This is a genomic window from Lysobacter sp. TAB13, assembly GCF_052113885.1.
GTDB lineage: Bacteria > Pseudomonadota > Gammaproteobacteria > Xanthomonadales > Xanthomonadaceae > Lysobacter > Lysobacter gummosus.
In genome coordinates this window covers 87296-109273 of record NZ_JBFRDR010000004.1, presented here as the reverse complement: position 1 = coordinate 109273, position 21978 = coordinate 87296, and the positions used below count along the sequence as shown (strand labels likewise).

Genomic DNA, 21978 nt, shown 5'->3' with positions numbered 1-21978 from the left:
GTTCGACGGCCGTCCTGCCCCGTTGGCGCCCGGACCGCGGTCCTGGAGCCGGTGGCAAGCCGAAGTTTCCGGTTACGAATCCACTCGCGCCTTGCGGCACTGGACGCCTTGCGGCTCCGGCACCGGGCCTTGCGGTCCGCAACGCCAGCTTCGACAAAGCCGGACGATTGTACGTACTCACCTTCTTATCTGCTCGGGAATCTGTTGGATGACCCTCGAATTCGACCTGAACCGCGACGCGCCGTCCGCCGCCCAAACTGATTGCGTCGTGGTAGGCGCCTTCGCTGACAAGACCCTGACCTTTGCTGCGCGAACGCTGGATGAAGTCAGCGGCGGGCGCCTGACCGCGCTGCTGGAACGCGGCGACATCAGCGGCAAGACCGGCAAGACCTCGCTGCTGCACGACGTCGCCGGCGTGACCGCGCCGCGGGTGCTGGTGGTCGGCCTGGGCGAGGCCGGCAAGTTCGGCGTGGCCCAGTATCTCAAGGCGGTGGGCGACGCCGCCCGCGCGCTCAAGGCCGGCCCGGTCCAGCACGCGCTGCTGACCTTCAGCGAAGAGCCGGTGCTGGGCCGCGACGCCGCCTGGGCGATCCGCCAGGCCGCCATCGCCGCCGATCACGCCTGCTACCGCTACACCGCCACCCTGGGCAAGAAGAAAGACGAGCCCGGCCTGCGCAAGCTGTCGATCAACGGCGGCGACGCGACCGCGCTGGCCCAGGGCCAGGCCATCGCCGCCGGCGTCAAGTTCGCGCGCGAACTCGGCAACCTGCCGCCCAACGTCTGCAACCCGGCCTATCTGGCCCAGCAGGCGCAGGAATTCGCCGCCCGCTTCGACACCACCGACTGCGAAGTGCTCGACCGCGCGCAGATGGAAGAACTGGGCATGGGCTCGCTGCTCGCGGTGGCGCGCGGCTCGGCCAACCCGCCCAAGCTGATCGTGCTCAAGTACACCAACGGCGGCGACGCCAAGCCGTTCGTGCTGGTCGGCAAGGGCATCACCTTCGACACCGGCGGCATCAACCTGAAGGTCCAGGGCGGCATCGAGGAAATGAAGTTCGACATGTGCGGCGCCGCTTCGGTGCTGGGCACGTTCGTCTCGGCCGTGGGCATGCAGTTGCCGATCAATCTGGTGGTGATCGTCCCGGCCGTGGAAAACATGCCCGACGCCGACGCCTACCGCCCGTCCGACGTGCTCACCAGCATGTCCGGCAAGACCATCGAAGTCGGCAACACCGACGCCGAGGGCCGCCTGATCCTGTGCGACGCGCTGACCTACGCGCAGCGTTTCGAGCCGCAGGCGCTGCTGGACGTGGCCACCCTCACCGGCGCCTGCGTGGTCGCGCTGGGCAAGTTCGCCACCGGCCTGATGAGCAAGGACGACCAGCTCTCGGCCGAACTGCTCGCCGCCGGCGAGCAAGTCTTCGACCGCGCCTGGCGCCTGCCGCTGTGGGACGAATATCAGACCCAGCTGGAATCCACTTTCGCCGACGTCTACAACATCGGCGGCCGCTGGGCCGGCGCGATCACCGCCGGGTGCTTCCTGTCGCGCTTCACCGAAGGCCAGCGCTGGGCGCATCTGGACATCGCCGGCGTATCCAACGAAGAAGGCAAGCGCGGCCTGGCGACCGGCCGTCCGGTCGGGTTGCTGTCGCAGTGGTTGCTGGAAAGAAACGGGAATTGAGAATCGGGAATCGGGAATCGGTAGCGCGCTTGCGCCGCGATCGATTCCCGTCCCGCTCTTCTCGCCTTTGCCTTCAATCGATTCCCCATTCCCGATTCCCGACTCCCGGCCTATGCCCCGCGCAGACTTTTATTTGATCCAATCGCCGCGTTTCAAAGAAGAACCGCTTCGGTTGGTGTGCGAGCTCACGCGCAAGGCCCACGACGCCGGCCTGCCGACGCTGATCCTGGCGCGCAGCGCCGAACAGGCCGAGCAGCTCGACGACATGCTGTGGGACATGGGCGAAGACGCCTACATCCCGCATCAGATCGCCGGCATGGACGAAGACGAGGACGAAGCCGACGTGCTGATCGCCGCGCCCGAGTCCGACGCCGCGCTGCGCGCGCTGGTGATCAACCTGCGCGACGCGGCGGTCGCCGACGGCTTCGAGCGCGTGCTGGAAGTGGTGCCCGCCGACGATTCCGCCCGCGGCCCGCTGCGCGAGCGCTGGAAGCAATATCAGGCGCGCGGCTTGAGTTTGAACAAGCACGATATGTGAGAGGCCGGGACTCGGGATTGAGGATTCGAGATTCGAAGACCGCCCGCGTCCCGCCCTTGATCCTCCGAATCCCGAATCCCCAATCCCGATTCCCGGCCCAAAAATGTCCCTCGCCCCCAGCTACGACCCCAAACAGTTCGAAACCCGCCTGTACGAACAGTGGGAAAGCAGCGGCGTATTCAAGCCGCGCGGCGAGGGCCAGCCCTACACCATCCTGCTGCCGCCGCCGAACGTCACCGGCACGCTGCACATGGGCCACGCGTTCCAGCACACGCTGCAGGACGCGCTGATCCGCTACTACCGCATGCGCGGCTACGACACCTTGTGGCAGATGGGCACCGATCACGCCGGCATCGCTACCGAGATGGTGGTGGCGCGCAATCTGGGCGCCGAAGGCCTGACCCGCGACGGTCTGGGCCGCGACGGCTTCATCGAAAAAGTGTGGCAGTGGAAGCGCCAGTCCGGCGACACCATCGAACGGCAGATGCGCCGCCTGGGCACTTCCGGCGACTGGTCGCGTTCGGTGTTCACCATGGACCCGATCGCCTCCACCGCCGTGGTCGAAGCCTTCGTGCGCATGCACGAGCAAGGCCTGATCTACCGCGGCCAGCGTCTGGTCAACTGGGACCCGGTGCTGAAGACGGCGATCTCGGACCTGGAAGTGGTCAACGAAGAAGAAGACGGTTTCCTGTGGTCGATCGCCTATCCGCTCAGCGACGGCAGCACCACGCTGACGGTGGCGACCACGCGTCCGGAAACCATGCTCGGCGACACCGCGGTGATGGTGCATCCCGACGATGAGCGCTATCAGCACCTGATCGGCAAGACCGTGACGCTGCCGCTGAGCGCGCGCGAGATTCCGGTCATCGCAGACAGCTACGTCGATCGCGAGTTCGGCACCGGCGTGGTCAAGGTCACGCCCGCGCACGACTTCAACGACTACGCCGTCGGCCAGCGCCACAGCCTGCCGATGATCAACATCTTCACCCCCGAGGCGAAGGTCAACGACAACGCGCCGGCCAAGTACGTCGGCCTGGATCGCTACGAAGCGCGCAAGGTCGTGCTGGCCGATCTGGAAGCCGAAGGCCTGCTGGTGGAGACCAAGCCGCACAAGCTGCAGGTGCCCCGCGGCGACCGCACCAACCAGGTGATCGAGCCCTACCTGACCGACCAGTGGTTCGTGCAGATGGACGGGCTGGCCAAGCGCGGCCTGGAGTTGGTCGAGAAGGGCGATGTGCGTTTCGTGCCGCCGAACTGGATCAACACCTATCGCCACTGGATGGAAAACATCCAGGACTGGTGCATCAGCCGCCAGCTGTGGTGGGGCCATCGCATTCCGGCGTGGTACGACGCCCAGGGCAATATTTTCGTCGGCCGCGACGAGGCCGATGCGCGCGCGCGCGGCGGCATCGGCGCCGATGTGGCGCTGCATCAGGACAACGACGTGCTGGAAACGTGGTTCTCCTCGGGCCTGTGGCCGTTCAGCACCATGGGCTGGCCGGACGAGGCGGCGATGGCGGAGCGCGGGTTTGAACGGTTTGTTCCGTCCTCGGTCTTGGTCACCGGCTTCGACATCATCTTCTTCTGGGTCGCGCGCATGATCATGCTCACCGACCACTTCACCGGGCAGATTCCGTTCAAGGACGTCTACATCACCGGTCTGGTGCGCGACAAGGACGGGCAGAAGATGTCCAAGTCCAAGGGCAATGTGCTCGACCCGATCGATCTGGTCGATGGCATCACCCTGGATGAGCTGGTCGGCAAGCGCACCACCGGCCTGATGAATCCCAAGCAGGCGGAGAAGATCGAAAAAGCCACGCGCAAGGAATTCCCCGAGGGCATCCCCGCCTTCGGCGCCGACGCGCTGCGCTTCACCATCTCGGCGCTGGCCACGCACGGCCGCGACATCAAGTTCGACCTCGGCCGCGCCGAGGGTTACAAGAATTTCTGCAACAAGCTGTGGAACGCCACGCGCTTCGTGTTGATGAACACCGAAGACGCCAGCTTCAGCGGCGTGCCGCAGCCCACCACCGATACCGAGCGCTGGATCCTGGCGCAGCTGGCCAAGACCGCGGCCGAGGCCGAAGCCCACTTCGCCTCCTACCGCTTCGACCTGCTCGCGCAGAGCCTGTACGAATTCGCCTGGAACGCGTTCTGCGACTGGTTCGTTGAGCTGTCCAAGCCGGCGCTGCAGGGCGAAGATCAGGCCGCGGCGAACAGCACCCGCCACACCCTGCTGTACGTGCTCGAACGCCTGCTGTCGCTGCTGCACCCGCTGATTCCGTTCGTGACCGAGGAACTGTGGCAGCAGGTCGCGCCCAAGCTCGGCGTGGCCGAGACCACGGTGATGCTGCGTCCGTACCCGCAGGCGGCGGAATTCACCGGCGATTACGCCCAGGCCGAAGCCGATGTGGAATGGCTCAAGGCGATGGTGTCGGCGCTGCGCAAGGTGCGCAGCGAGCTCAACGTCAAGCCGTCGGATTTCGTGACCTTGCTGCTGAGCAAGGGCGACAACTCCGATCGCGAGCGCACCGGGCGTTTCGCTTCGCAGCTCAAGTTCCTCAACAAGATCGATCGCATCGAGTTCATCGAGGATGCGGCATCGGCGCCGCCGGCCGCGCCGGCGGTGGTCGGCGAACTGACTCTGCTGGTGCCGTTGCCGCCGGAAAAGCTCGACGCCGAACGCGGCCGCCTGGACAAGGAAATCAAGCGCGTCGAAGGCGAGATCGGCAAGAGCAAGGGCAAGCTGGCCAGCGATACCTTCGTGCAGAACGCGCCGCCGGCGGTGGTCGAGCAGGAGCGCAAACGTCTGGTGGATTGGAACGTGCAGCTCGAAGGCCTGACCGCGCAACGCGCCAAGCTGGCCTGACGCCGCTTCGGCGCACGGCCGTCGGGCCGTTCGCCGTCGCACCCGAAAAGCCGCGGCCCAGCCGCGGCTTTTTTGTTGCCGCCGTCAGCCGCCGCGCTTGCGGCTCAGGCCGGCCAGACGATCGGCCAGCGCCGCATTGCCCTGCCCGCGCGCCAGCGATTCGGCGGTCGCGCCGCTGGCATCGACCAAGGCGAAATCGGCATCACGCGAGGCCAGCGCTTCGATCAACTCGGCGCGGCCGAACAAGGCCGCGAACATCGCCGCGGTCTGCCCGGCCGCGTTGCGCGCATCGACGTTGCTGCGCGGATCGGCCAACAGCACGCGCGCGCATTCGGTCTCGCCCTTGAACAAGGCGCCCATCAGCGCGGTGTTGCCGCGCGCGCTGTCGCCCAGATCGGGCGCCGCGCCGGCCGCGAGCAGCGCGCGCACCGCCTCGGCGTGGCCGTAATAGGCGGCGAGGATCAACGCGGTGGAGCCGCGCTCATCGCGCGCATCCACCGCCACGCCGCGCGCCAGCAGCGACTTGATCACGTCGGTATCGCCCGAACGCGCGGCATCGAACAGGTAGCGGCCCAAGTCGGCGCCCTGCGCCGCCGGGGCTTGCGTCGCGGTCGTTTGCGACGCCGGCTCGTGCGCGAACGCGGGAGCCGCGGGCGCGCAGGCAAGCGACACTGCCAAGACGACATGGAATTTCAACAAGGAACGATTCATAGATTCTCCCAACACACCAAGGCCATCGCGCGGCCGTGACAACTCGAACGGACACGCCGTCACCGCCGACCCCAGCGCGACAACACCACAACCCGCCGCAGCGAGCCGCACACCGCGGCCCGCCGCGCGCTCATGCCCGCGACCGGATCAATCGCTCAACGCCGCCGACAAGGTCTTCACCCGGCCGACATCGCGCTTGAGCGCCTGGGCCAGGCGCGTGCCGTAATCGGCGTCGGCCTTATGGAAGTACGAGAGCATCGTGTACATCGTGGTTTCGTCGCGCACCTGACCCAGGTCGCCGGCCAGATTCGCGATCAGGCTGGTGCGCTCGTTGGCCGGCAGCGAACGGTAGAACTCGCCGGCCTGACGGAAGTTCAAGGTCTTGGCGATGCGCGCCTGCTGGGTCGCGCCTTCCAGCGGCAAGGCGCTGTAGCGCGCGGCGTCGGACTGCGGCTTGGGCGCGATCCGCGACGGCTCGTAGTTGACCTTGCCGGTGCGCGCGCCGTCGTTGTGTTCGCCGTCCTGGTTGTTGCTGTTGACCGCGACCTTCGGCGCGTTGATCGGCAACTGGTTGACGTTGGTGCCGACGCGATAAAGCTGCGTGTCGGCGTAGGAGAACATGCGCCCTTGCAGCAATCGGTCTTCCGACGGCTCGATGCCCGGCACCAGATTGGCCGGCGCGAACGCGGCCTGCTCGGTCTCCTGGAAGATGTTGGCCGGATTGCGGTTCAAGGTCATGGTGCCGACCTTCACCTCGGGCACGCCGGGCCAGGTCTTGGTCGCGTCGAGCGGATTGAAGTCGAACTGATCGAGCTGGTCGGGCTTGAGGATCTGCACGTACAGATCCCACTTGGGATAGTCGCCGCGATCGATCGCCTTCATCAGATCGTTGGACAGATGGTTGAAGTCGCGGCCCTGCACCGCGGCGATTTCCGCGCCGGACAGATTGTGTTCGCCCTGGCGGCTGTCCCAGTGGAATTTGACGTAGACGTAGCCGCCCTTGTCGTCGATCAATTTGTACGCGTGCACGCCGTTGCCGTCCATTTCGCGATAGCTGCGCGGCGTGCCGTAGTCGGAATACACCCGCGTCAGCATCTGCGTGGCTTCGGGCACGTGCGAGAAGAAATCGAACACCCGCGCCGGGTCCTGCACGTTGGTGTCGGGGCTGGGCTTGAGCGAATGCACCATGTCCGGGAACTTGATCGCATCGCGGATGAAGAACACCGGCAAGTTGTTGCCGACCAGATCCCAGTTGCCTTCGCTGGTGTAGAACTTGGTCGCGAAGCCGTGCGGATCGCGCAGAGTTTCCGGCGAATGGTTGCCGTGGATCACCGTGGAGAAGCGCACGAACACCGGCGTGGTGACGCCGGGCTGGAACAGTTTGGCGCGGGTGTACTGCGAGATGTCGCCGCTGACGGTGAAGCTGCCGTGCGCGCCGGTGCCGCGGGCGTGGACGACCCGTTCCGGGATGCGCTCGCGATCGAAGCGTTGCAGCTTCTGGATCAGGTGCACGTCCTGCAGCAGGACCGGGCCGCCGGCGCCGGCGGTCTGCGAGTTCTGGTTGTCGCCGACCGGCGCGCCGTTGTCGCGCGTAAGGGTGGCGGGCGCGGCCTGTGCGAAGACGGCGCCGGACACCAGCAACTGCGCGGAAACGAGGGCCGCGATCAAACTGCGTTGAGGCATGGGGATTACTCCTGGGGGGCTGCGCGGGAGCGTCCTACAGCGATGCCATCGTGAAAAATCGTTTGTTTGCATCGCAGCGATAGCTCGCGGCTATTCGGCATGGGCGGTTCCGCTAACCGCATCACCGTTCGATCGCGCACGGCGCTCTGGGCGGGCAGCCAATCCGGTTGCGGCGCACATCTGCGGGGTCGATGCGCGGCGAAGCGATGATCGATAGTTCGATCGCCGTCACTGATGCAGCCTTGCCGTTGTCGCGTATGAACCGATAAGGCGTGCGCCGGACGCGCCGGCCTTCGTCTTGCGTGCGCGGCGAACGATCGCCGCGCGGCGCGCAAGCCGTGCACATCCGTCTGGCTCTTGCGGCCCTTGCGGCGCCGCGACGCGGCCGCCTAGGCTGGGCCACGCGGACATCGCGGCCGGGGGAACGCCATGCGCCATATCGTGTTGTTGGGCCTTTGCCTGCTGGCCGCGCCGGCGTTCGCGCGCGACTGCCCGCCGGCCGGACAGACCCCGGCCTCGCTGCAGGCGCTCAAGGCGACGCAGTTCGCCGTGCCCGATGCGGCGCAAAAACGCCGGCTGGCCGAAGGCCTGCTCGGCTGCCTGTCCGATCCCGACCCGGAGCTGCGCGACGGCATCGCCTTCGAGGCCTTGAGCCAGTGGATGCGCGCGAGCGATTTCGATGCCGCCGCCTTGCGCGCCCTGCGCGAGCCGCTGTACGCCGCGCTCGACGGCGAGGACTCGGCCGGCTTCGGCAAGCCGTTCGCGGCGCTGGTGCTGGCGGAGGTGGCGCGCACCGACCGGATCAAGCCGTGGATGAGCGCGGCCGAACGCGCGGCGATGGTCGATCGCGCCGCGGCCTATGTCGAATCGGTGCGCGATTACCGCGGCTACAGCGAAGGCGAAGGCTGGCGCCACGGCGTCGCCCACGGCGCCGACTGGCTGATGCAGTTGAGCTTGAACCCGGCGCTGGAGCGCACGCAGTACCAGCGCATCCTGGCCGCGGTCGCGGCGCAAGTGGTGCCGCGCGGCGGTCACGCCTACGTGTTCGGCGAACCCGGACGGCTGGCCCAGCCGGTGTTGTTCAGCGCCCAGCGCGGGCTGCTGTCGGCGGAAGAATGGGACGCCTGGTTCGCAGCGCTGCCGGCGAAGGTGGGCAAGCTCGATCGCGCCGACTACGCCGGTTGGCTGGGACGCCGCCACGATCTGATGGCGTTCCTGAGCGGCCTGTACGTGCAAGCCGATCAGAGCGAAGACGCGGCGATCAAGAACTTGAAGCCGGCGATCACGGCGGCGTTGCGGCAACTGCGCTGACGCCGCGGCTCACTCCTGCGGCAACAGCTCGATCGCCATCACCAGCGCATCCTCGCGCCCGCCGCGCGCCGGGTAGTAGCGCGGGCGGCGGCCGATCTCGTTGAAGCCTTCGCTGTGGTACAGGGCGATGGCGCCGGGATTGGACGGACGCACTTCCAGGAACACCCGCTCGGCGCCGCGGCCACGCGCGATGTGCATCAGCGCGCGCAGCAGCTTGCGGCCGTAGCCGTGGCCGTGCGCTTCCGGCGCGACGCACACGTTGAGCACGTGCGCCTCGCCCGCGGCCACGCTCATCAGGAAGTAGCCCAGGATGCGTTCTTGCTCGGTCAGCACCCACGAGGGGTAATCCGCGCGCAGGCAGTCGCGGAAGATGCCCGGCGTCCAGGGGAATTCGTAGGCGCGGATTTCGATGGCGTGGATGAGTTCGAGATCGTCCTCGCGCATCGGCCGCAGCGCGGTCGGCGCGGCGGCGGGGTCCCGGTCCGACACCTGCGCGCTCATCCGCGTGCGCTCCCGCGGCGCAGGCCGCGCAACTGCGGCCACAGCGCGCGCTTGGCGGCGGGGTTGCCGCGCAGCGCCTGCGCATCGAACAAGGCCAGCACCGCCGCGTCGCCGGCCTGACGGCGGGCGGCGCGCAGCAGGTTGCGCAGCAGCGGCGGATCGCCGCCGGCCTCGCGCGAGGGCGCGGCGCGGCCGCCGTCGGCGCGGGCCGGCGCGGGGCGCGCATCGTCGGCGCGTTCGCTTTCCTGCGCCAACGCCGGCGCAGCCGCCGTCTCGGTGCCGGCCAGGGCCAGCACCGTGTGTCCCATCGCCTGCAGCCACTCGCGCTGTTGCGCGCTCCACAGTTCGCTCATGCGCTCAGCTCTCGTTCTTGGGCGGCGGCGCGGCCGGGCTGTCCGGCGGCGGCGTGCGCCGCATCCGGCGCCAGATGGCCTGGACCGGGCCGGACAGCGCATACGGGGCGAAGATCGCCAGCAGCACCCGCGGCGGGTCGATCGCGATCGCCACCAGCACCGCCACCACCACCAGGATCGCCAGGAACGGCACCCGGTCGTTGCGCGGGCCGCTGCCCTTGAAGCTGACATAACGCAGCCGGCTGACCATCAGCAGGCCGGCGATGGTGGTCACCGCCAGCGCGCCGTAGCGCAGCTGCTCGCCGTCCAGATCGAAGCTGTGGCAGGTCCATACGAAGCTGGCCACCAGTCCGGCCGCGGCCGGGCTGGCTAGGCCGATGAACCAGCGCTTGTCCACCTGGCCGACCTGGGAATTGAAGCGCGCCAGCCGCAGCGCCGCGCAGGCCGCATACAGAAAGGCGCCGACCCAGCCGATCTTGCCCGGGATCACCCCGTCGAGCTTGGTCGATTCCAGGGCCCAGTGGTACATGACCAGGGCCGGGGCCAGGCCGAAGCTGATCAGATCGGCCAGGGAGTCGTACTGGACCCCGAATTCGCTCTGGGTATTGGTCAGCCGGGCGACCCGGCCGTCCACGCCGTCGAGGATGGCGGCGATGAAGATCGCCATGCAGGCTTCGTCGAAACGCCCCTGTGTGGCGGCGATAATCGCGTAGAAGCCGGCGAACATGCCGCCGGTGGTGAACAAATTAGGCAGCAGATAGATGCCGCGGCCGCGCGGGCGGGGCGAGGGTTGAGGTTCCATAACTGGGAAGTGTAGCGCTTGCCTGCGTCCCGGCAGGATGCTGCAATTCGCGTTCCCCCGCCGTACCTTAGTCCCGGCTGTTCCGCCCTGCCCCGTTTCCGGAGCCACTCATGTCCCGCATGTCCCGTCTTTCCGCCCGTCGCGCCCTTTCGGCGCTGGGCCTGAGCGCCGCCCTGGCCGTCGTGCTGGCCGCGCCGGCCGCCGCCACCGAGCTGTATCAGTGGAAGGACGCCCAGGGCGTCACCCACTATTCCGACTCGCCACCGCCCAGCCAATCCGGTCAGGTCAAGAACCGGGTGATCAAGAACAAGACCGGCACGCCGACCCAGTCGGCCACCGTCACCGCCTCCAGCGAGAGCAGCCAGTGCATCACCGCGCGGGCCAACCTCAAGCAGTTGCAGAGCTCGGCCCAGGTCGGCGTGGACAACAACGGCGACGGCAAGCCCGACAACGTGCTCGACGCCAAGCAGCGCCAGGCCCAGGTCGATCTGGCCCAGACCTCGATCCGCGCCTACTGCACCGCGCCGGCCACGCCCGGCGCTCCGGCCGCGGCGACCGCGCCGACGTCCACGCCGAGCACCGCGCCCAATCCGCCGGGCGGGCCCAGGAAGGCCGACAGCTAAAGGCCGGGATTCGGGATTCGGGATTCGTCCCGGGTCTTCGCCTTCGTAACGACGACGCCGGACGCCGCACTGCGGCGGCCGGCGTTTTCTTTTGCGTGCTCTCCGTCCAAAAGCGCGAGCCATCCACCGGTCACCGCTTCGGCCCATCCCACTGCCGAGTCCGGAATCCCGGCTCATGGCAAACTGTTCGCTTTCCCAGCCCGCGAATTCCCCACGATGCGCCTGTCGCAGTTCCATCTCCACACCAGCAAGGAAACGCCCGCCGAAGCCGAAATCGTCAGCCACAAGCTGATGCTCAAGGCCGGCATGATCCGCAAGCTCGCCGCCGGCCTGTACACCTGGTCGCCGCTGGGCCTGCGCGTATTGCGCAAGGTCGAGCGCGCGGTGCGCGAGGAAATGAACGCCGCGGGCGCGATCGAAGTGCTGATGCCGGCGGTGCAGCCCAAGGAGCTGTGGGAGGAAACCGGGCGCTGGGAGAAATTCGGCGGCCAACTGCTGAAGATCAAGGACCGCAAGGAAGCGTGGTACTGCTTCGGCCCGACGCATGAGGAAGTCATCACCGACTTCGCCCGCAACGAGCTGTCCAGCTACAAGCAGCTGCCGGTCAATTTCTATCAGATCCAGACCAAGTTCCGCGACGAAATCCGCCCGCGTTTCGGCGTGATGCGCGCGCGCGAGTTCCTGATGAAGGACGCCTACTCCTTCCACGTCACCGACGAGGACCTGGGCCGCGAATACCGCAACATGTACGACACCTACAGCCGCATCTTCACCCGCCTGGGGCTGAAGTTCCGCGCCGTGTTCGCCGACACCGGCGCGATCGGCGGCAGCGCCTCGCACGAGTTCCACGTGCTGGCCGATTCGGGCGAAGACGCGATCGCCTTCTCCGACGGCTCGGACTACGCGGCCAACGTCGAGCTGGCCGAAGCGCTGGCGCCGGGCGCGCGCGCCGCGGCCGGCGAAGAACTGCGCAAGGTCGATACGCCGACGCAGAAAACCTGCGAGGACGTCGCCGCCCTGCTCGGCATCGGCCTGGCGCGCACGGTCAAGTCGGTGGCGATCATCGGCAGCGACGGCGAAGGCAAGCCGCAGTTCGCCCTGGCGCTGGTGCGCGGCGATCACCTGGTCAACGAGATCAAGCTGTCCAAGCTCGCCGGCCTGGCCGAGTACCGCCTGGCCACCGAAGCGGAAATCCTCGAGCACCTGGGCGCGCAGCCGGGCTTCCTGGGCCCGGTCAAGCCGCTCAAGCCCGTGCGCGTGATCGCCGACCGCAGCGTCGCGGCGATGGCCGACTTCGTGGTCGGCGCGAACGAAAACGGCTACCACCTCGCCGGCGTCAACTGGGGCCGCGATCTGGCCGAGGCCGATGAAGTCGCCGACATCCGCAACGCGGTGGCCGGCGATCCCTCGCCCGACGGCAAGGGCACCCTGGGCATCGCCCGCGGCATCGAGGTCGGCCACGTGTTCCAGCTCGGCCGCAAGTACGCCGAAGCGATGAAGCTCAGCGTGCTCGACGACAGCGGCAAGGCCGCGACCCCGGCGATGGGCTGCTACGGCATCGGCGTGTCGCGCATCGTCGCCGCGGCGATCGAGCAGAACTTCGACGACGCCGGCATCGCCTGGCCCGAGGCGATGGCGCCGTGGCAGGCGGTGGTGTGCGTGATCAATCCGAAGAACGACACCGCCGTGGCCCAGGCCGCACAGGATCTCTACCAGGACCTGCTCAAGGCCGGCGTGGACGCCGCCCTGGACGACCGCGGCCTGCGTCCGGGCGCGATGTTCGCCGACATGGAACTGATCGGCGTACCGCACCGGGTGGTGGTGTCCGAGCGCGGCCTGGCCGCGGGCAGTTTCGAATACCGTCACCGCCGCGCCAGCGAGGCGGAGAATCTCGACCGCGCCGCGGTCCTGGCCCGGATCGGCGGCGCCGCGCAGTAAAGCCGGGCGCCGCGCGCTCGATTAAAACCGGCGCCGCCGCCCCATCGCGGCGGCGCCGGCGATTACCTTATCCCCGCGCCGCGGGTAATACCGGCCGGGGTTTGGCATCGTCCCGTGGCCCGGCCTGAGCCGGCCGCCGGGCCATCGCCCAATCGGCTTTTATAAGCAGGTTTCGTGCCTGCTTTCCAAACCGGCGGCGCGCCGCGCGAAACCGGCGGCGCCGGGTTTGGATAAATCCGTCTAAACCCGTGACGTAATCCTCGCCGGTCATGCCGGGCAAGCCCGATCCGGCCGCTTTCGCCGGCAAAACGGCCCAATAGCGCTGGATTAACGACAAGCGCGCGGCCCGCCCCGGCGACATGCGCGGGTATCGCGGTTAACCGCCGCATCGGCCCGGCGAATTCCGACACCGCGCACAAGCGGCGCCACCCCAATATCGGGGTGTATATCTTTGCTTACGTTTACGGCAGACTGCGCTGCCATTAGTATGCTGCCGCGCGCCAGGGACTGGCCGTTTTCCGACCATTACTCCCCGGAGGCCCCATGTCGATCGATCTGTCCTCGTTGTCCGCGAAAGAACTCGAATCCCTGATCAGCCTGGCCAAGAAGCGCAAGACCACGTTGAACAAGCGCAAGCCGATCGCGGCGGTGCGCAAAAGAATCAGCCAGGTGCTCAAAACCGAGGGTTACACCCTGGAAGAACTGTTCGGTGGCGCCGCTCCGGCCGCTGCCCGCAGCACCGGCAAGGCCACCAAGGCCGCCGCCAAGCCGGCCGCCGCCGCCCGCAAGGCGCGCAAGCCGTTGGGCAAGGTCGCCCCGAAGTACCGCAACCCGGCCAATACCGGCGAAACCTGGACCGGCCGCGGCAAGCAGCCGCGCTGGCTGGCCGCTTATACGGCGCAGGGCAAGAAGCTGGAAGATTTCCTGATCAAGTAATCGGGACTGAAAACCAAAATCAACGAATACGCCGGCCTTAAGCCGGCGTTTTCATTGAAGCCGAGATTAGGGATTAGGGATTGGCAAGAACAACAGCAACCACAACCCCCAATCCCGAATCACGAATCCCCAATCCCGGCTCTTCAAAGATTCCGCCGAGAAGGCAACAACAAATTCCCGAATATCAACCCGGCAATCAACGCCAGCAAGATATTGATCACCGCCAGAATCGCATCCTGGCCGACGTTCACGTCCTGCTGCTGGATCATCGTCAGCAACCCGCGCAGGCTCACGCTGCCGGGCACCAGCAGGATGATCCCGGGCACCCGGATGATCGCCCCGGGCCGATTGCCCCAGCGCGCGTAGGCGTTGCCGATCGCGGTCATGATCAGGGCGGCGAGGAATATCCCGGCCGGGCTGCCCCAGGCCAGACCCACGAACCGCGAAATCAGATAACCGGCCGCCGCCGAGGCCATGACTTTCAGGTAATCGCTGCGGTGGGCGCGGAACAGCACCGCGAAGGCGTAGGACGCCACCGCCAGCCCGCCCCATTCGACCCAGGCTTCCTGCGGCCGCCACGCCCGCACCACCGGTTCCAGGCCGACCAGATCCGCCAGATACAGGCCGATGACCGTGCCCACCGCGAGTTTCACCACCGTGGTCACCGCGCCGGCGAATCGCGCCGTGCCCGATACCAGATGCTGGCTGGTCAATTCGTTGACCGCGTTGGTCAGCGCCATACCCGGCAGCAGCACGATCAGCGAGGCGATGATCACCGTGTTCTGATTCAACGGCGCGATGAAATTGGCCACCAGCAGCACCGAGGCCGCCGCGAACATGCCGGCGATCGCCTCCAGCGCCTCGCGCAGGCGCGGGCGCTGGCCGGAAATATCCACCAGCAGGCCGATCATCAATCCGTTCAACGCCGCCACGCCGATGTCCAGCCACGGCAGCCGCAGCAGACTGGCGACCGCGCCGGCGGCCAGGCCGTAGCCGAACACCTGCATTGCCCGCCAGCGCTTGCTGCGCGGCCGGTCCAGCGCCTCCAGCGCGGCGTGGCCGGCGGCCAGATCCAGATTGCCGGCCATCACCTCTTCAGCGATGCGGTCGGTTTCGCTGAGCCGGTAGAGATCGTTTTCGCCCGGCGGCAGGCGGATGACGCGGGTGGTGTCGCTGTCGCCCAAGGGCCGGTTGGGATCGCTGAAGGTCAGGATCAACCCGGTCGGGTTGGACCACGGCTCGCATTCCAAGCGCAGTTTCTGCGCCACCGCCGTCACCGCGCCTTCCAGGCGCTGCGCGGTCGTGCCGTAACTGTGCAGACGCTCGGCCAGCTCGACCACGAAGGCGATGCGGGCGGCGTAACTGGTCGCGCTGAGCGGATGCGGGGTGGACATGTCCGCGCAAGGATCGCATGGGTGGGCTGGGACGGGAATCGGGAATCGGGAATGGGGAATCGGATGAAGCAAAAGCGGTCGGCGCTTGATCGCATACTTCGAGGTTGCGATTCCCGATTCCCGATTCCCTTCCCCGCCCCAAACTGCACGCAACACTCACCATGCCGTCCCTAGCCTGTATCCTCCCGCTCGAGGCCCTATGACCGTATCGACCACGCAAGCGCCGGAAATCGCCGCCGATGGCCAAGCGCCCTCGCGGCTACGCCTTTCCGGCTGTTGGACGCTGGAACATGCGGTGACCATCGGCAGCGTGCTCAAGCACGTGCCCGAGGGCGTCAGCGAAATCGACGCGACCGGGGTCGAGCGCCTGGACTCGGTCGGCGTGCTGCAGCTGATGCGCTACGCGCGCCGCCACCAGATGGATTTCGACGCCAGCTTCAGTTTCCACGAAAGTCATCGCGCGCTGGTCAGCGCGATCGAGGACGTCGCCGACGAACGCCCGAAGAAGAAACGCGAATACGGCTTCCAGGCCGCGCTCGCGCGCCTGGGCTTCGCGGTCACCGACAACTGGAAGGAAGTGCTGGCGCTGATCGCCTTCTTCGGCGAAACGCTGGTCAAGATGCTGCGGTTGTTCAAGAACCCGGGCCGTTTCCGCCCGACCGCGACCGTGCACCACATGGAGCAGGTCGGCCTGGACGCGGTGCCGCTGATCGCGCTGCTGTGTTATCTGGTCGGCGCGGTGGTGGCGTTTCTGGGTTCGACCATCCTCAAGGATTTCGGCGCGACCATCTTCGTGGTCGAGCTGGTCAGCATCGCCTTCCTGCGCGAGTTCGGCGTGCTGCTGACCGCGATCGTGCTCGCCGGCCGCACCGCCAGCGCCTTCACCGCGCAGATCGGCGCGATGGTCAGCCGCGAGGAAGTCGATGCGATCCGCACCCTGGGCATGGACCCGATCGACCTGCTGGTGATCCCGCGCGTGCTGGCGCTGCTGGTGATGCTGCCGCTGCTGACCTTCATCGCGATGGTCGCCGGCCTGCTCGGCGGCCTCACCGTCGGCGCCTACGGCCTGGACATTCCGCCGCAGCAATACCTGGCGCGCATGCACGACACCATGCAGCTGCGCCATTTCCTGGTCGGCATGTCGAAGGCGCCGATCTTCGCCCTGCTGATCAGCCTGATCGGCTGCCTGGAAGGCCTGCAGGTGCAAGGCACCGCGCAGTCGGTCGGCGAACGCACGACCTCCAGCGTGGTCCAGTCGATTTCGCTGGTGATCATTCTCGATGCGTTCTTCGCTATCTGGTTCATGGAGATGGGCTGGTGATCGGGTCGGGAATGGGGAATCGGGAATCGGGAATCGTCGAAAGGCGTGCCTCGCGCGTGCCTGCGAAGTTCGCGGAGAAACCGCTTTGACGATTCCCGATTCCCGACTCCCGATTCCCGATGAAGGCGACGGCAAAGCCGACGACGTGATCATCCGCATCCGCGGCCTGGTCAATCACTTCGGCGACCAAGTCGTGCACGACGGCCTGGACCTGGACGTCAAGCGCGGCGAGATCATCGGCGTGGTCGGCGGCTCGGGCACCGGCAAGTCGGTGATGATGCGGTCCGTCCTCGGCCTGCGCCGGCCCAACGCCGGCGAGATCGAAGTGCTGGGCATCGACGCGCGCAATCCCGATCCGCGCTTGCGCCGCGAGATCGAACGCAACACCGGCGTGCTGTTTCAGGACGGCGCGCTGTTCTCGTCGCTGACCGTCGGCGAGAACGTGCAAGTGCCGCTGAAGGAATACCACGGCGACCTGCCCGATTCGCTGCGCTACGAACTGGCGCTGCTGAAAGTCAAGCTGTCGGGCCTGCCGGCGGACGCGATCAACAAGCTGCCCTCGCAGTTGTCCGGCGGCATGCGCAAGCGCGCCGGCCTGGCGCGCGCGCTGGCGCTGGACCCGCCGCTGCTGTTCCTCGACGAACCCACCGCCGGCCTGGACCCGATCGGCGCGGCCGCGTTCGACCGGCTGATCCGCACGCTGCAACAGGCGCTGGGACTGACCGTGTTCCTGATCACCCACGACCTGGACACGCTGTACGCGATCTGCGACCGCATCGCGGTGCTGGCGGACAAGAAGGTCATCGCCTGCGCGCCGATCCAGGAAGTGGAAAAGCTCGACCATCCGTGGGTGCAGGAATATTTCCACGGCCCGCGCGCGCGCGCCGCCCAGGTCGCGCGCGACAAGAACGTGGCCGGCAACGCGCACAAGCCGACCGATGCGCAGGCCGGATGACCGCACTGTTCGCGCATGCCGACACGTCGTGGAGCGTGTCGATCTGGGGACTGCTGTGCGCGGCCGCGGCGCTGCTGTGGTGGCCGCGGGCACGCAAGGCCAGCCTCGCCCTGCTGACGGTGGCGATGGTCGCCGCCCTGGCGCGCGGCCTGCTCGATCCGCTGGCGCTGATTTCCTTCGCCCTGCTGATCCTGGCCGCATGGCTGGTGCTGCCGGCGCGGGCCAAGGGCGCGCGCATCGCCGGGCATGTGTTGTTCGTGCTGGTCGCCTTCGCCCTGGGCCTGCATCTGATGCCGGGGTTCCACAACCCGCAGCTGATCCAGGACCTGCGGCTGACGCCCGATTCGGCGCCGATGTCGCTGTACTTCAACTTCGACAAACCGCTGGCCGGGTTCTGGCTGCTGCTGTGCTGGCCGCTGCTGCGCCTGTATGGCGAGGGCGAACGGCCGGTCGCCGCGTCGCTGGCCGCTGGTCTGATCGGCGCGACAGTCGCCGGCGTTTTGTGCCTGGGCTTGGCGCTGGCTTTGCACCTGCTTACATGGTCGCCGAAATGGCCGGCCTTCGGCGCGCTGTGGGCGCTCAACAATCTGCTGCTGGTGGCGTTGACCGAAGAAGCCATGTTCCGCGGGTATCTTCTGGAATCGCTGCAGCGGCGCTGGCGCGAGGTCCGGCACGGCGCGACTTACGCCACCATGGCCTCGGCGCTGGCCTTCGGCCTGGTGCATGCCGGCGGCGGCTGGCGCTGGGTCGTTCTGGCCACGTTGGCGGGGCTGGCTTACGGTTGGGCGTATCGCAAGGGCGGCCTGCTCGGCGCCGTGCTCGCCCATTTTGGCCTCAACCTGCTGCATTTCACCGTGTTTACCTATCCCATGCTGGCATGATGCCGGCCAGGGCTTCATCGCTCAAAGGTGCCTGATGGAAACCAAGGCCAATTACGTCCTCATCGGTGCGTTCACGATCGTGGTGACGCTGTTCCTGCTGTTGTTCGCGCTGTGGGCGGCCAAGTATTCGTCCGAGAAAAGCTGGCGCGAGTACGCGGTGATCTTCAACGAACCGGTCACCGGCCTGTCGGAAGGCAGCACCGTGCAATACAACGGCATCGGCGTGGGCACGGTGCAGCAGCTGAGCCTGGCGCCGGACGATCCGCGCCGGGTCATCGCCAAGCTGCGCCTGCAGGCCGACGCGCCGGTGAAGACCGACACCCGCGCCAAGCTGTCGCTGACCGGCATCACCGGCACGCCGATCATCCAGCTCACCGGCGGCAGCCCCAACAGCCCGGCGCTGGCCGACGCCGAGGGCAGCGGCGAGATTCCGATCATCCAGACCGAAGCCTCGGCGCTGCAGAACATCGCCGACACCGCCAACCGTCTGGTCGCGCGCCTGGATCAGGTGCTCAGCGACGACAACGTCAAGCACGTGTCCAACACTCTGGCCAACATCGAATCGCTGACCGGCTCGATCGCCGACCAGCGCGGCGACCTGCGCGAGCTGATCGCCAACGCCAAGAAGTCCAGCGAACAGCTCAGCGCCACCTTGACCACCACCAACCGCGCGGTGGAAACGGTGGACCGCGAACTGGCCGGCAAGCTGCCGGGCATCATCAACAAGCTCGACAGCACCCTGACCAAGCTCGACTCGGCCGCCAACGGCGCCAACGGCATCCTCAACGACAACCGCGCCGCGATCAGCAGCTTCGCCAACGACGGTCTGGCCCAGCTCGGCCCGACCCTGAGCGAACTGCGCTCGCTGGTGCGCGACCTGCGCCGGATCAGCGACCGCCTGGACAGCAACCCCACCCGCTACCTGCTGGGGCGCGACGCGACGAAGGAATTCGAGCCGGAGAAAGCCGCGCGATGAGCCGCCACTTGATGCCTTCGCCCGCCCCTGCGACGACGACTGCGATGACGACGACCATGACGACGACCCGCGCGCGCAACCGCCCGCTCTTCACCGCCGCGCCGCCGCGCGTGCTCGCCGCCGGCCTGGCCGCGCTGCTCACGCTCAGCGGCTGCTCGTCGATCCTCGGCGAAAAACCCAAGACCCCGACCGTCCAGTACGCGCCCGACCCACGCGTACAGGCCGACCCGTCCTGGCCCAACGCCAACTGGCAGTTGTCGGTGAGCGCGCCCAACGCCGCGCGCATGATCGACAGCCTGCGCATCGCCGTGCGTCCCAGCGGCAACGAAATCCAGGTCTACAAGGGCGCGGCCTGGGCCAAGCTGCCCAGCAGCATGATCGAGGACGCGCTGCTGCGCACGCTGGAGGACTCGGGCAAGATCGCCGCGGTCGCGCGCCAGGGCGCGGGCATCGCCGCGGAATACAAACTGGTGCTGGACGTGCGCCGCTTCGAATCCGATTACGACGGCAACGCCATGCCGTCGGCGGTGATCGAGATCAACGCCAAGCTGATGCACAACGCCGACCAGAAAGTGGTCGCCTCGCGCACCTTCCTGCAATCCAGCCCGGCCGCGAGCGTCGAAGTCCCGGCGGTCGTCAACGCCTTCGAGCAGTCGATGCAGACAGTCGTCACCCAGATCGCGGGGTGGACGCTGACTTCGGGCGATGCGCACGAGAAGACGCACGGCAAACGCTGATCGCACGCGATCGACGCCGGCGTGGACAACCCATACGCGTCAGGCCGGACAGCCTTACCGCCACCGCCTGCGCGCCGTGCGCTGTTTTCCGCCGTGCTGGGCGCGATGCTATGCCTATGGGGTTGGCTGTCCCTGGTGGGGTATGCCGCGGCCAACTCAGTCGAGATGTCGAATATCGGGATGTTTGCCGAAAAGGCGCCTTCGCGGCAGATAGAGCAGTTGCGCTCACTGTGGGATTACGCCGCCTACCTCACTCTGGGCGCGGCCGCCCTATGCATCGTGCTCGGTGTATTCCGCTTGCGCACGAGCACGGCGCAGTGGGTGCGAAGAGGCGCGATCTGGGTGTTAATCGCTGCGGCATGGGCTTTGACTCATTACACGCTCGAAATGACCCAGCCACTGATCGTCGCCTAGCACGCATTCTTCATCGCCATGGTCGTTGCGCAGACCTGATCGCGGCCGGCGACAGCTTCGCGAAAGGGTTGTAACAAGTGACCGCCGGCACAAGCCGGCACCGACGCCCCTCCTAGACTGCGCCGCGCCGATGTCTGGCGTCGTCTCCGGAGGAAAGTCATGACCGCACCGTTCTCGCAGCGCCGCCGCGTCAGCGCGCGTCGCGCCCTGCTCACGCTCGCGCTGGGCGTCGAGCTTCTCGCCTGCATCGGCCTGGCCCAGGCCACGCCGCCGGGCACCATCGATTACGAAAACGTGGGCGGCACGCCGCTGCGCGCCATCGGCCGCGACATCCAGGCGCCGGTCGCGAACACCAGCGTGCTGTTCGGCGCGCGGCTGCTCAATCCGCAGCCGGTCACCTACGATCAGATCGTGTTCGCGGTGCGCGATGCGTCCGACCGCAATTTCGACCTGGGCCATCAGAACAACTACACCGTCGGCGCGAGCCAGCGCGAACTCACCGCGAGCGGGCAATTCCCGGCCGGGCAGTATCGCTACTGGCTGTCGTACTACGCCGGCGGGCAATGGACCAATCTCGCTCCCGAGCGCAGCTTCACCGTCGCCGCCGCGCCACCGGGCGGCGATCCGGTCGATAGCCGTCCGCTCGGCGCCGGCAGCAACTGGGTCTACAAGTTCGGCGACGAATTCACCGCCGCCGCGGTGGACTGGAACAAGTGGGCCGACAACTCTTCGGCCGAATCCGATAACGGCCACGGCAATCCGGGCAATCAGCAACTGGAGTGGAATCAGGCCGCCAATTGCTCGGTCAGCAACGGCGTGCTGGCGATGCAGGCCAAGCGCGAACGCGTGCGCTCGCCGTCGGGGCGCTATTACGACTGGACCTCGTGCCTGCTGTCCTCGCACAAGCGCTACAACTTCCGCTACGGCTTTATCGAAGCGCGCATGAAACTGCCGGGCGTGGCCGGTTTCTGGCCGGCGTTCTGGACCTTCCAGGCGCCCGGCGCGCAGCAGTGGAACGAAACCGATGTGTTCGAGTATTACTCCGACAACAAGAGCCGGCTGTACTTGAATCAGTATGTGATCAAGAACGGTTCGGAGGATCTGGACAGTTACATCCACACCATCAACTTCGATCCGAGCGCGGGTTATCACGTCTACGGCGCCGATATCGCGCCGGATGCGACGCGGTTCTATGTGGACGGGCAGTTGGTTCGCACGACTCGCAATATCAGCCAGATCGAGACTTCGATCCTGGTCGATCATTTCGTCTATGCGGGCAAGCCGCCGGCTGCGGGTACTCAGTCGGCGACGACGTATGTGGATTACATTCGCGCTTGGCAGCGGCCTTGATTCG

At 67.2% G+C, this 21978-nt stretch carries 20 protein-coding genes; 14 read left to right on the top strand and 6 right to left on the bottom strand.

Translation table 11 applies throughout. The features are described from left to right. Positions 1-208: 208 nt before the first annotated feature. From AB4Y92_RS06600 to AB4Y92_RS06590, 3 genes are all read left to right on the top strand, one after another. Positions 209-1681, top strand: a complete 1473-nt coding sequence (locus AB4Y92_RS06600; protein ID WP_441818907.1) for a leucyl aminopeptidase — start codon at positions 209-211, stop codon at positions 1679-1681. Positions 1682-1793: 112 nt separating this feature from the next. Continuing rightward, complete coding sequence (locus tag AB4Y92_RS06595) at positions 1794-2219, top strand: DNA polymerase III subunit chi (protein ID WP_441818906.1); 426 nt, start codon at positions 1794-1796, stop codon at positions 2217-2219. A gap of 103 nt (positions 2220-2322) precedes the next feature. Continuing rightward, positions 2323-5088 (top strand): valine--tRNA ligase, encoded by a 2766-nt coding sequence (locus AB4Y92_RS06590; protein ID WP_441818905.1) that lies wholly within the window; start codon positions 2323-2325, stop codon positions 5086-5088. 84 nt (positions 5089-5172) lie between these two features. On the opposite strand, the gene AB4Y92_RS06585 is transcribed toward AB4Y92_RS06590, so the two are convergent. Together AB4Y92_RS06585 and AB4Y92_RS06580 are read right to left on the bottom strand one after the other, a co-directional pair. Then, positions 5173-5799 (bottom strand): ankyrin repeat domain-containing protein, encoded by a 627-nt coding sequence (locus AB4Y92_RS06585; protein WP_441818904.1) that lies wholly within the window; start codon positions 5797-5799, stop codon positions 5173-5175. Between the two features lie 147 nt (positions 5800-5946). Further along, complete coding sequence (locus tag AB4Y92_RS06580) at positions 5947-7467, bottom strand: catalase (RefSeq protein ID WP_441819054.1); 1521 nt, start codon at positions 7465-7467, stop codon at positions 5947-5949. A gap of 444 nt (positions 7468-7911) precedes the next feature. On the opposite strand from AB4Y92_RS06580, the gene AB4Y92_RS06575 reads away from it, so the two are divergent. Continuing rightward, positions 7912-8793: a DUF2785 domain-containing protein gene (locus tag AB4Y92_RS06575; RefSeq protein ID WP_441818903.1), complete on the top strand. Its 882-nt coding sequence runs from the start codon at positions 7912-7914 to the stop codon at positions 8791-8793. Between the two features lie 9 nt (positions 8794-8802). Here the strand turns inward: AB4Y92_RS06575 and rimI are convergent, their stop codons facing one another. From rimI to pssA, 3 genes are read right to left on the bottom strand one after another with little or no spacing between them, the layout of a single operon-like run. Further along, positions 8803-9294: a ribosomal protein S18-alanine N-acetyltransferase gene (rimI, locus tag AB4Y92_RS06570; RefSeq protein WP_057944167.1), complete on the bottom strand. Its 492-nt coding sequence runs from the start codon at positions 9292-9294 to the stop codon at positions 8803-8805. Continuing rightward, positions 9291-9647 carry an alanine acetyltransferase gene (locus tag AB4Y92_RS06565; RefSeq protein WP_441818902.1) on the bottom strand — a complete coding sequence of 119 codons (357 nt, stop codon included), beginning with the start codon at positions 9645-9647 and terminating at the stop codon, positions 9291-9293. The genes rimI and AB4Y92_RS06565 overlap by 4 nt, the downstream gene beginning before the upstream one ends. A 4-nt stretch (positions 9648-9651) precedes the next feature. After that, complete coding sequence (gene pssA / locus AB4Y92_RS06560; protein ID WP_441818901.1) at positions 9652-10449, bottom strand: CDP-diacylglycerol--serine O-phosphatidyltransferase; 798 nt, start codon at positions 10447-10449, stop codon at positions 9652-9654. 110 nt (positions 10450-10559) lie between these two features. On the opposite strand from pssA, the gene AB4Y92_RS06555 reads away from it, so the two are divergent. The 3 genes from AB4Y92_RS06555 (at position 10560) to AB4Y92_RS06545 (ending at position 13946) form a co-directional block, all read left to right on the top strand. Then, positions 10560-11072 (top strand): DUF4124 domain-containing protein, encoded by a 513-nt coding sequence (locus tag AB4Y92_RS06555; protein WP_441818900.1) that lies wholly within the window; start codon positions 10560-10562, stop codon positions 11070-11072. Positions 11073-11288: 216 nt separating this feature from the next. Then, positions 11289-13010, top strand: coding sequence for a proline--tRNA ligase (locus tag AB4Y92_RS06550; protein WP_441818899.1), 1722 nt, complete (start codon positions 11289-11291; stop codon positions 13008-13010). A gap of 543 nt (positions 13011-13553) precedes the next feature. After that, positions 13554-13946 carry an H-NS histone family protein gene (locus AB4Y92_RS06545; RefSeq protein WP_441818898.1) on the top strand — a complete coding sequence of 131 codons (393 nt, stop codon included), beginning with the start codon at positions 13554-13556 and terminating at the stop codon, positions 13944-13946. A 143-nt stretch (positions 13947-14089) separates the two neighbouring features. Here AB4Y92_RS06545 and AB4Y92_RS06540 read toward each other — a convergent pair whose 3' ends face one another. Beyond that, positions 14090-15340: a threonine/serine ThrE exporter family protein gene (locus AB4Y92_RS06540; RefSeq protein ID WP_441818897.1), complete on the bottom strand. Its 1251-nt coding sequence runs from the start codon at positions 15338-15340 to the stop codon at positions 14090-14092. Between the two features lie 109 nt (positions 15341-15449). Between AB4Y92_RS06540 and AB4Y92_RS06535 the strand changes: the two genes are divergently transcribed. The 7 genes from AB4Y92_RS06535 to AB4Y92_RS06505 all read left to right on the top strand — a co-directional run bounded on the left by AB4Y92_RS06535 (position 15450) and on the right by AB4Y92_RS06505 (position 21974). Continuing rightward, the gene (locus AB4Y92_RS06535; RefSeq protein WP_441819053.1) at positions 15450-16661 is read left to right on the top strand and encodes an MlaE family lipid ABC transporter permease subunit; all 1212 of its coding nucleotides are present in this window, start codon (positions 15450-15452) and stop codon (positions 16659-16661) included. Positions 16662-16746: 85 nt separating this feature from the next. Further along, positions 16747-17616 (top strand): ABC transporter ATP-binding protein, encoded by an 870-nt coding sequence (locus tag AB4Y92_RS06530; RefSeq protein WP_441818896.1) that lies wholly within the window; start codon positions 16747-16749, stop codon positions 17614-17616. Beyond that, the gene (locus AB4Y92_RS06525; RefSeq protein ID WP_441818895.1) at positions 17613-18497 is read left to right on the top strand and encodes a CPBP family intramembrane glutamic endopeptidase; all 885 of its coding nucleotides are present in this window, start codon (positions 17613-17615) and stop codon (positions 18495-18497) included. Before AB4Y92_RS06530 ends, AB4Y92_RS06525 begins: the two co-directional genes overlap by 4 nt. Positions 18498-18531: 34 nt before the next feature. Further along, the gene (locus AB4Y92_RS06520; protein ID WP_057944176.1) at positions 18532-19473 is read left to right on the top strand and encodes an MlaD family protein; all 942 of its coding nucleotides are present in this window, start codon (positions 18532-18534) and stop codon (positions 19471-19473) included. A gap of 56 nt (positions 19474-19529) precedes the next feature. Next, entirely contained in the window at positions 19530-20210 is a 681-nt protein-coding gene (locus AB4Y92_RS06515; protein WP_441818894.1) for an ABC-type transport auxiliary lipoprotein family protein, read from the top strand. A gap of 21 nt (positions 20211-20231) precedes the next feature. Then, the gene (locus AB4Y92_RS06510; RefSeq protein ID WP_441818893.1) at positions 20232-20624 is read left to right on the top strand and encodes a hypothetical protein; all 393 of its coding nucleotides are present in this window, start codon (positions 20232-20234) and stop codon (positions 20622-20624) included. 159 nt (positions 20625-20783) lie between these two features. After that, complete coding sequence (locus tag AB4Y92_RS06505) at positions 20784-21974, top strand: glycoside hydrolase family 16 protein (RefSeq protein ID WP_441818892.1); 1191 nt, start codon at positions 20784-20786, stop codon at positions 21972-21974. Positions 21975-21978: the final 4 nt, after the last annotated feature.

Excerpts from the sequence above, each read along its gene's own strand:
- pssA (WP_441818901.1), bottom strand. The coding sequence starts at position 10,449 with ATGGAACCTCAACCCTCGCCCCGCCCGCGCGGCCGCGGCATCTATCTG.
- AB4Y92_RS06595 (WP_441818906.1), top strand. The coding sequence starts at position 1,794 with ATGCCCCGCGCAGACTTTTATTTGATCCAATCGCCGCGTTTCAAAGAA.
- AB4Y92_RS06545 (WP_441818898.1), top strand. The coding sequence starts at position 13,554 with ATGTCGATCGATCTGTCCTCGTTGTCCGCGAAAGAACTCGAATCCCTG.
- AB4Y92_RS06520 (WP_057944176.1), top strand. The coding sequence starts at position 18,532 with ATGGAAACCAAGGCCAATTACGTCCTCATCGGTGCGTTCACGATCGTG.
- rimI (WP_057944167.1), bottom strand. The coding sequence starts at position 9,294 with ATGAGCGCGCAGGTGTCGGACCGGGACCCCGCCGCCGCGCCGACCGCG.
- AB4Y92_RS06585 (WP_441818904.1), bottom strand. The coding sequence starts at position 5,799 with ATGAATCGTTCCTTGTTGAAATTCCATGTCGTCTTGGCAGTGTCGCTT.
- AB4Y92_RS06600 (WP_441818907.1), top strand. The coding sequence starts at position 209 with ATGACCCTCGAATTCGACCTGAACCGCGACGCGCCGTCCGCCGCCCAA.
- AB4Y92_RS06550 (WP_441818899.1), top strand. The coding sequence starts at position 11,289 with ATGCGCCTGTCGCAGTTCCATCTCCACACCAGCAAGGAAACGCCCGCC.
- AB4Y92_RS06555 (WP_441818900.1), top strand. The coding sequence starts at position 10,560 with ATGTCCCGCATGTCCCGTCTTTCCGCCCGTCGCGCCCTTTCGGCGCTG.
- AB4Y92_RS06505 (WP_441818892.1), top strand. The coding sequence starts at position 20,784 with ATGACCGCACCGTTCTCGCAGCGCCGCCGCGTCAGCGCGCGTCGCGCC.
- AB4Y92_RS06565 (WP_441818902.1), bottom strand. The coding sequence starts at position 9,647 with ATGAGCGAACTGTGGAGCGCGCAACAGCGCGAGTGGCTGCAGGCGATG.
- AB4Y92_RS06575 (WP_441818903.1), top strand. The coding sequence starts at position 7,912 with ATGCGCCATATCGTGTTGTTGGGCCTTTGCCTGCTGGCCGCGCCGGCG.
- AB4Y92_RS06590 (WP_441818905.1), top strand. The coding sequence starts at position 2,323 with ATGTCCCTCGCCCCCAGCTACGACCCCAAACAGTTCGAAACCCGCCTG.
- AB4Y92_RS06515 (WP_441818894.1), top strand. The coding sequence starts at position 19,530 with ATGACGACGACCCGCGCGCGCAACCGCCCGCTCTTCACCGCCGCGCCG.
- AB4Y92_RS06540 (WP_441818897.1), bottom strand. The coding sequence starts at position 15,340 with ATGTCCACCCCGCATCCGCTCAGCGCGACCAGTTACGCCGCCCGCATC.
- AB4Y92_RS06525 (WP_441818895.1), top strand. The coding sequence starts at position 17,613 with ATGACCGCACTGTTCGCGCATGCCGACACGTCGTGGAGCGTGTCGATC.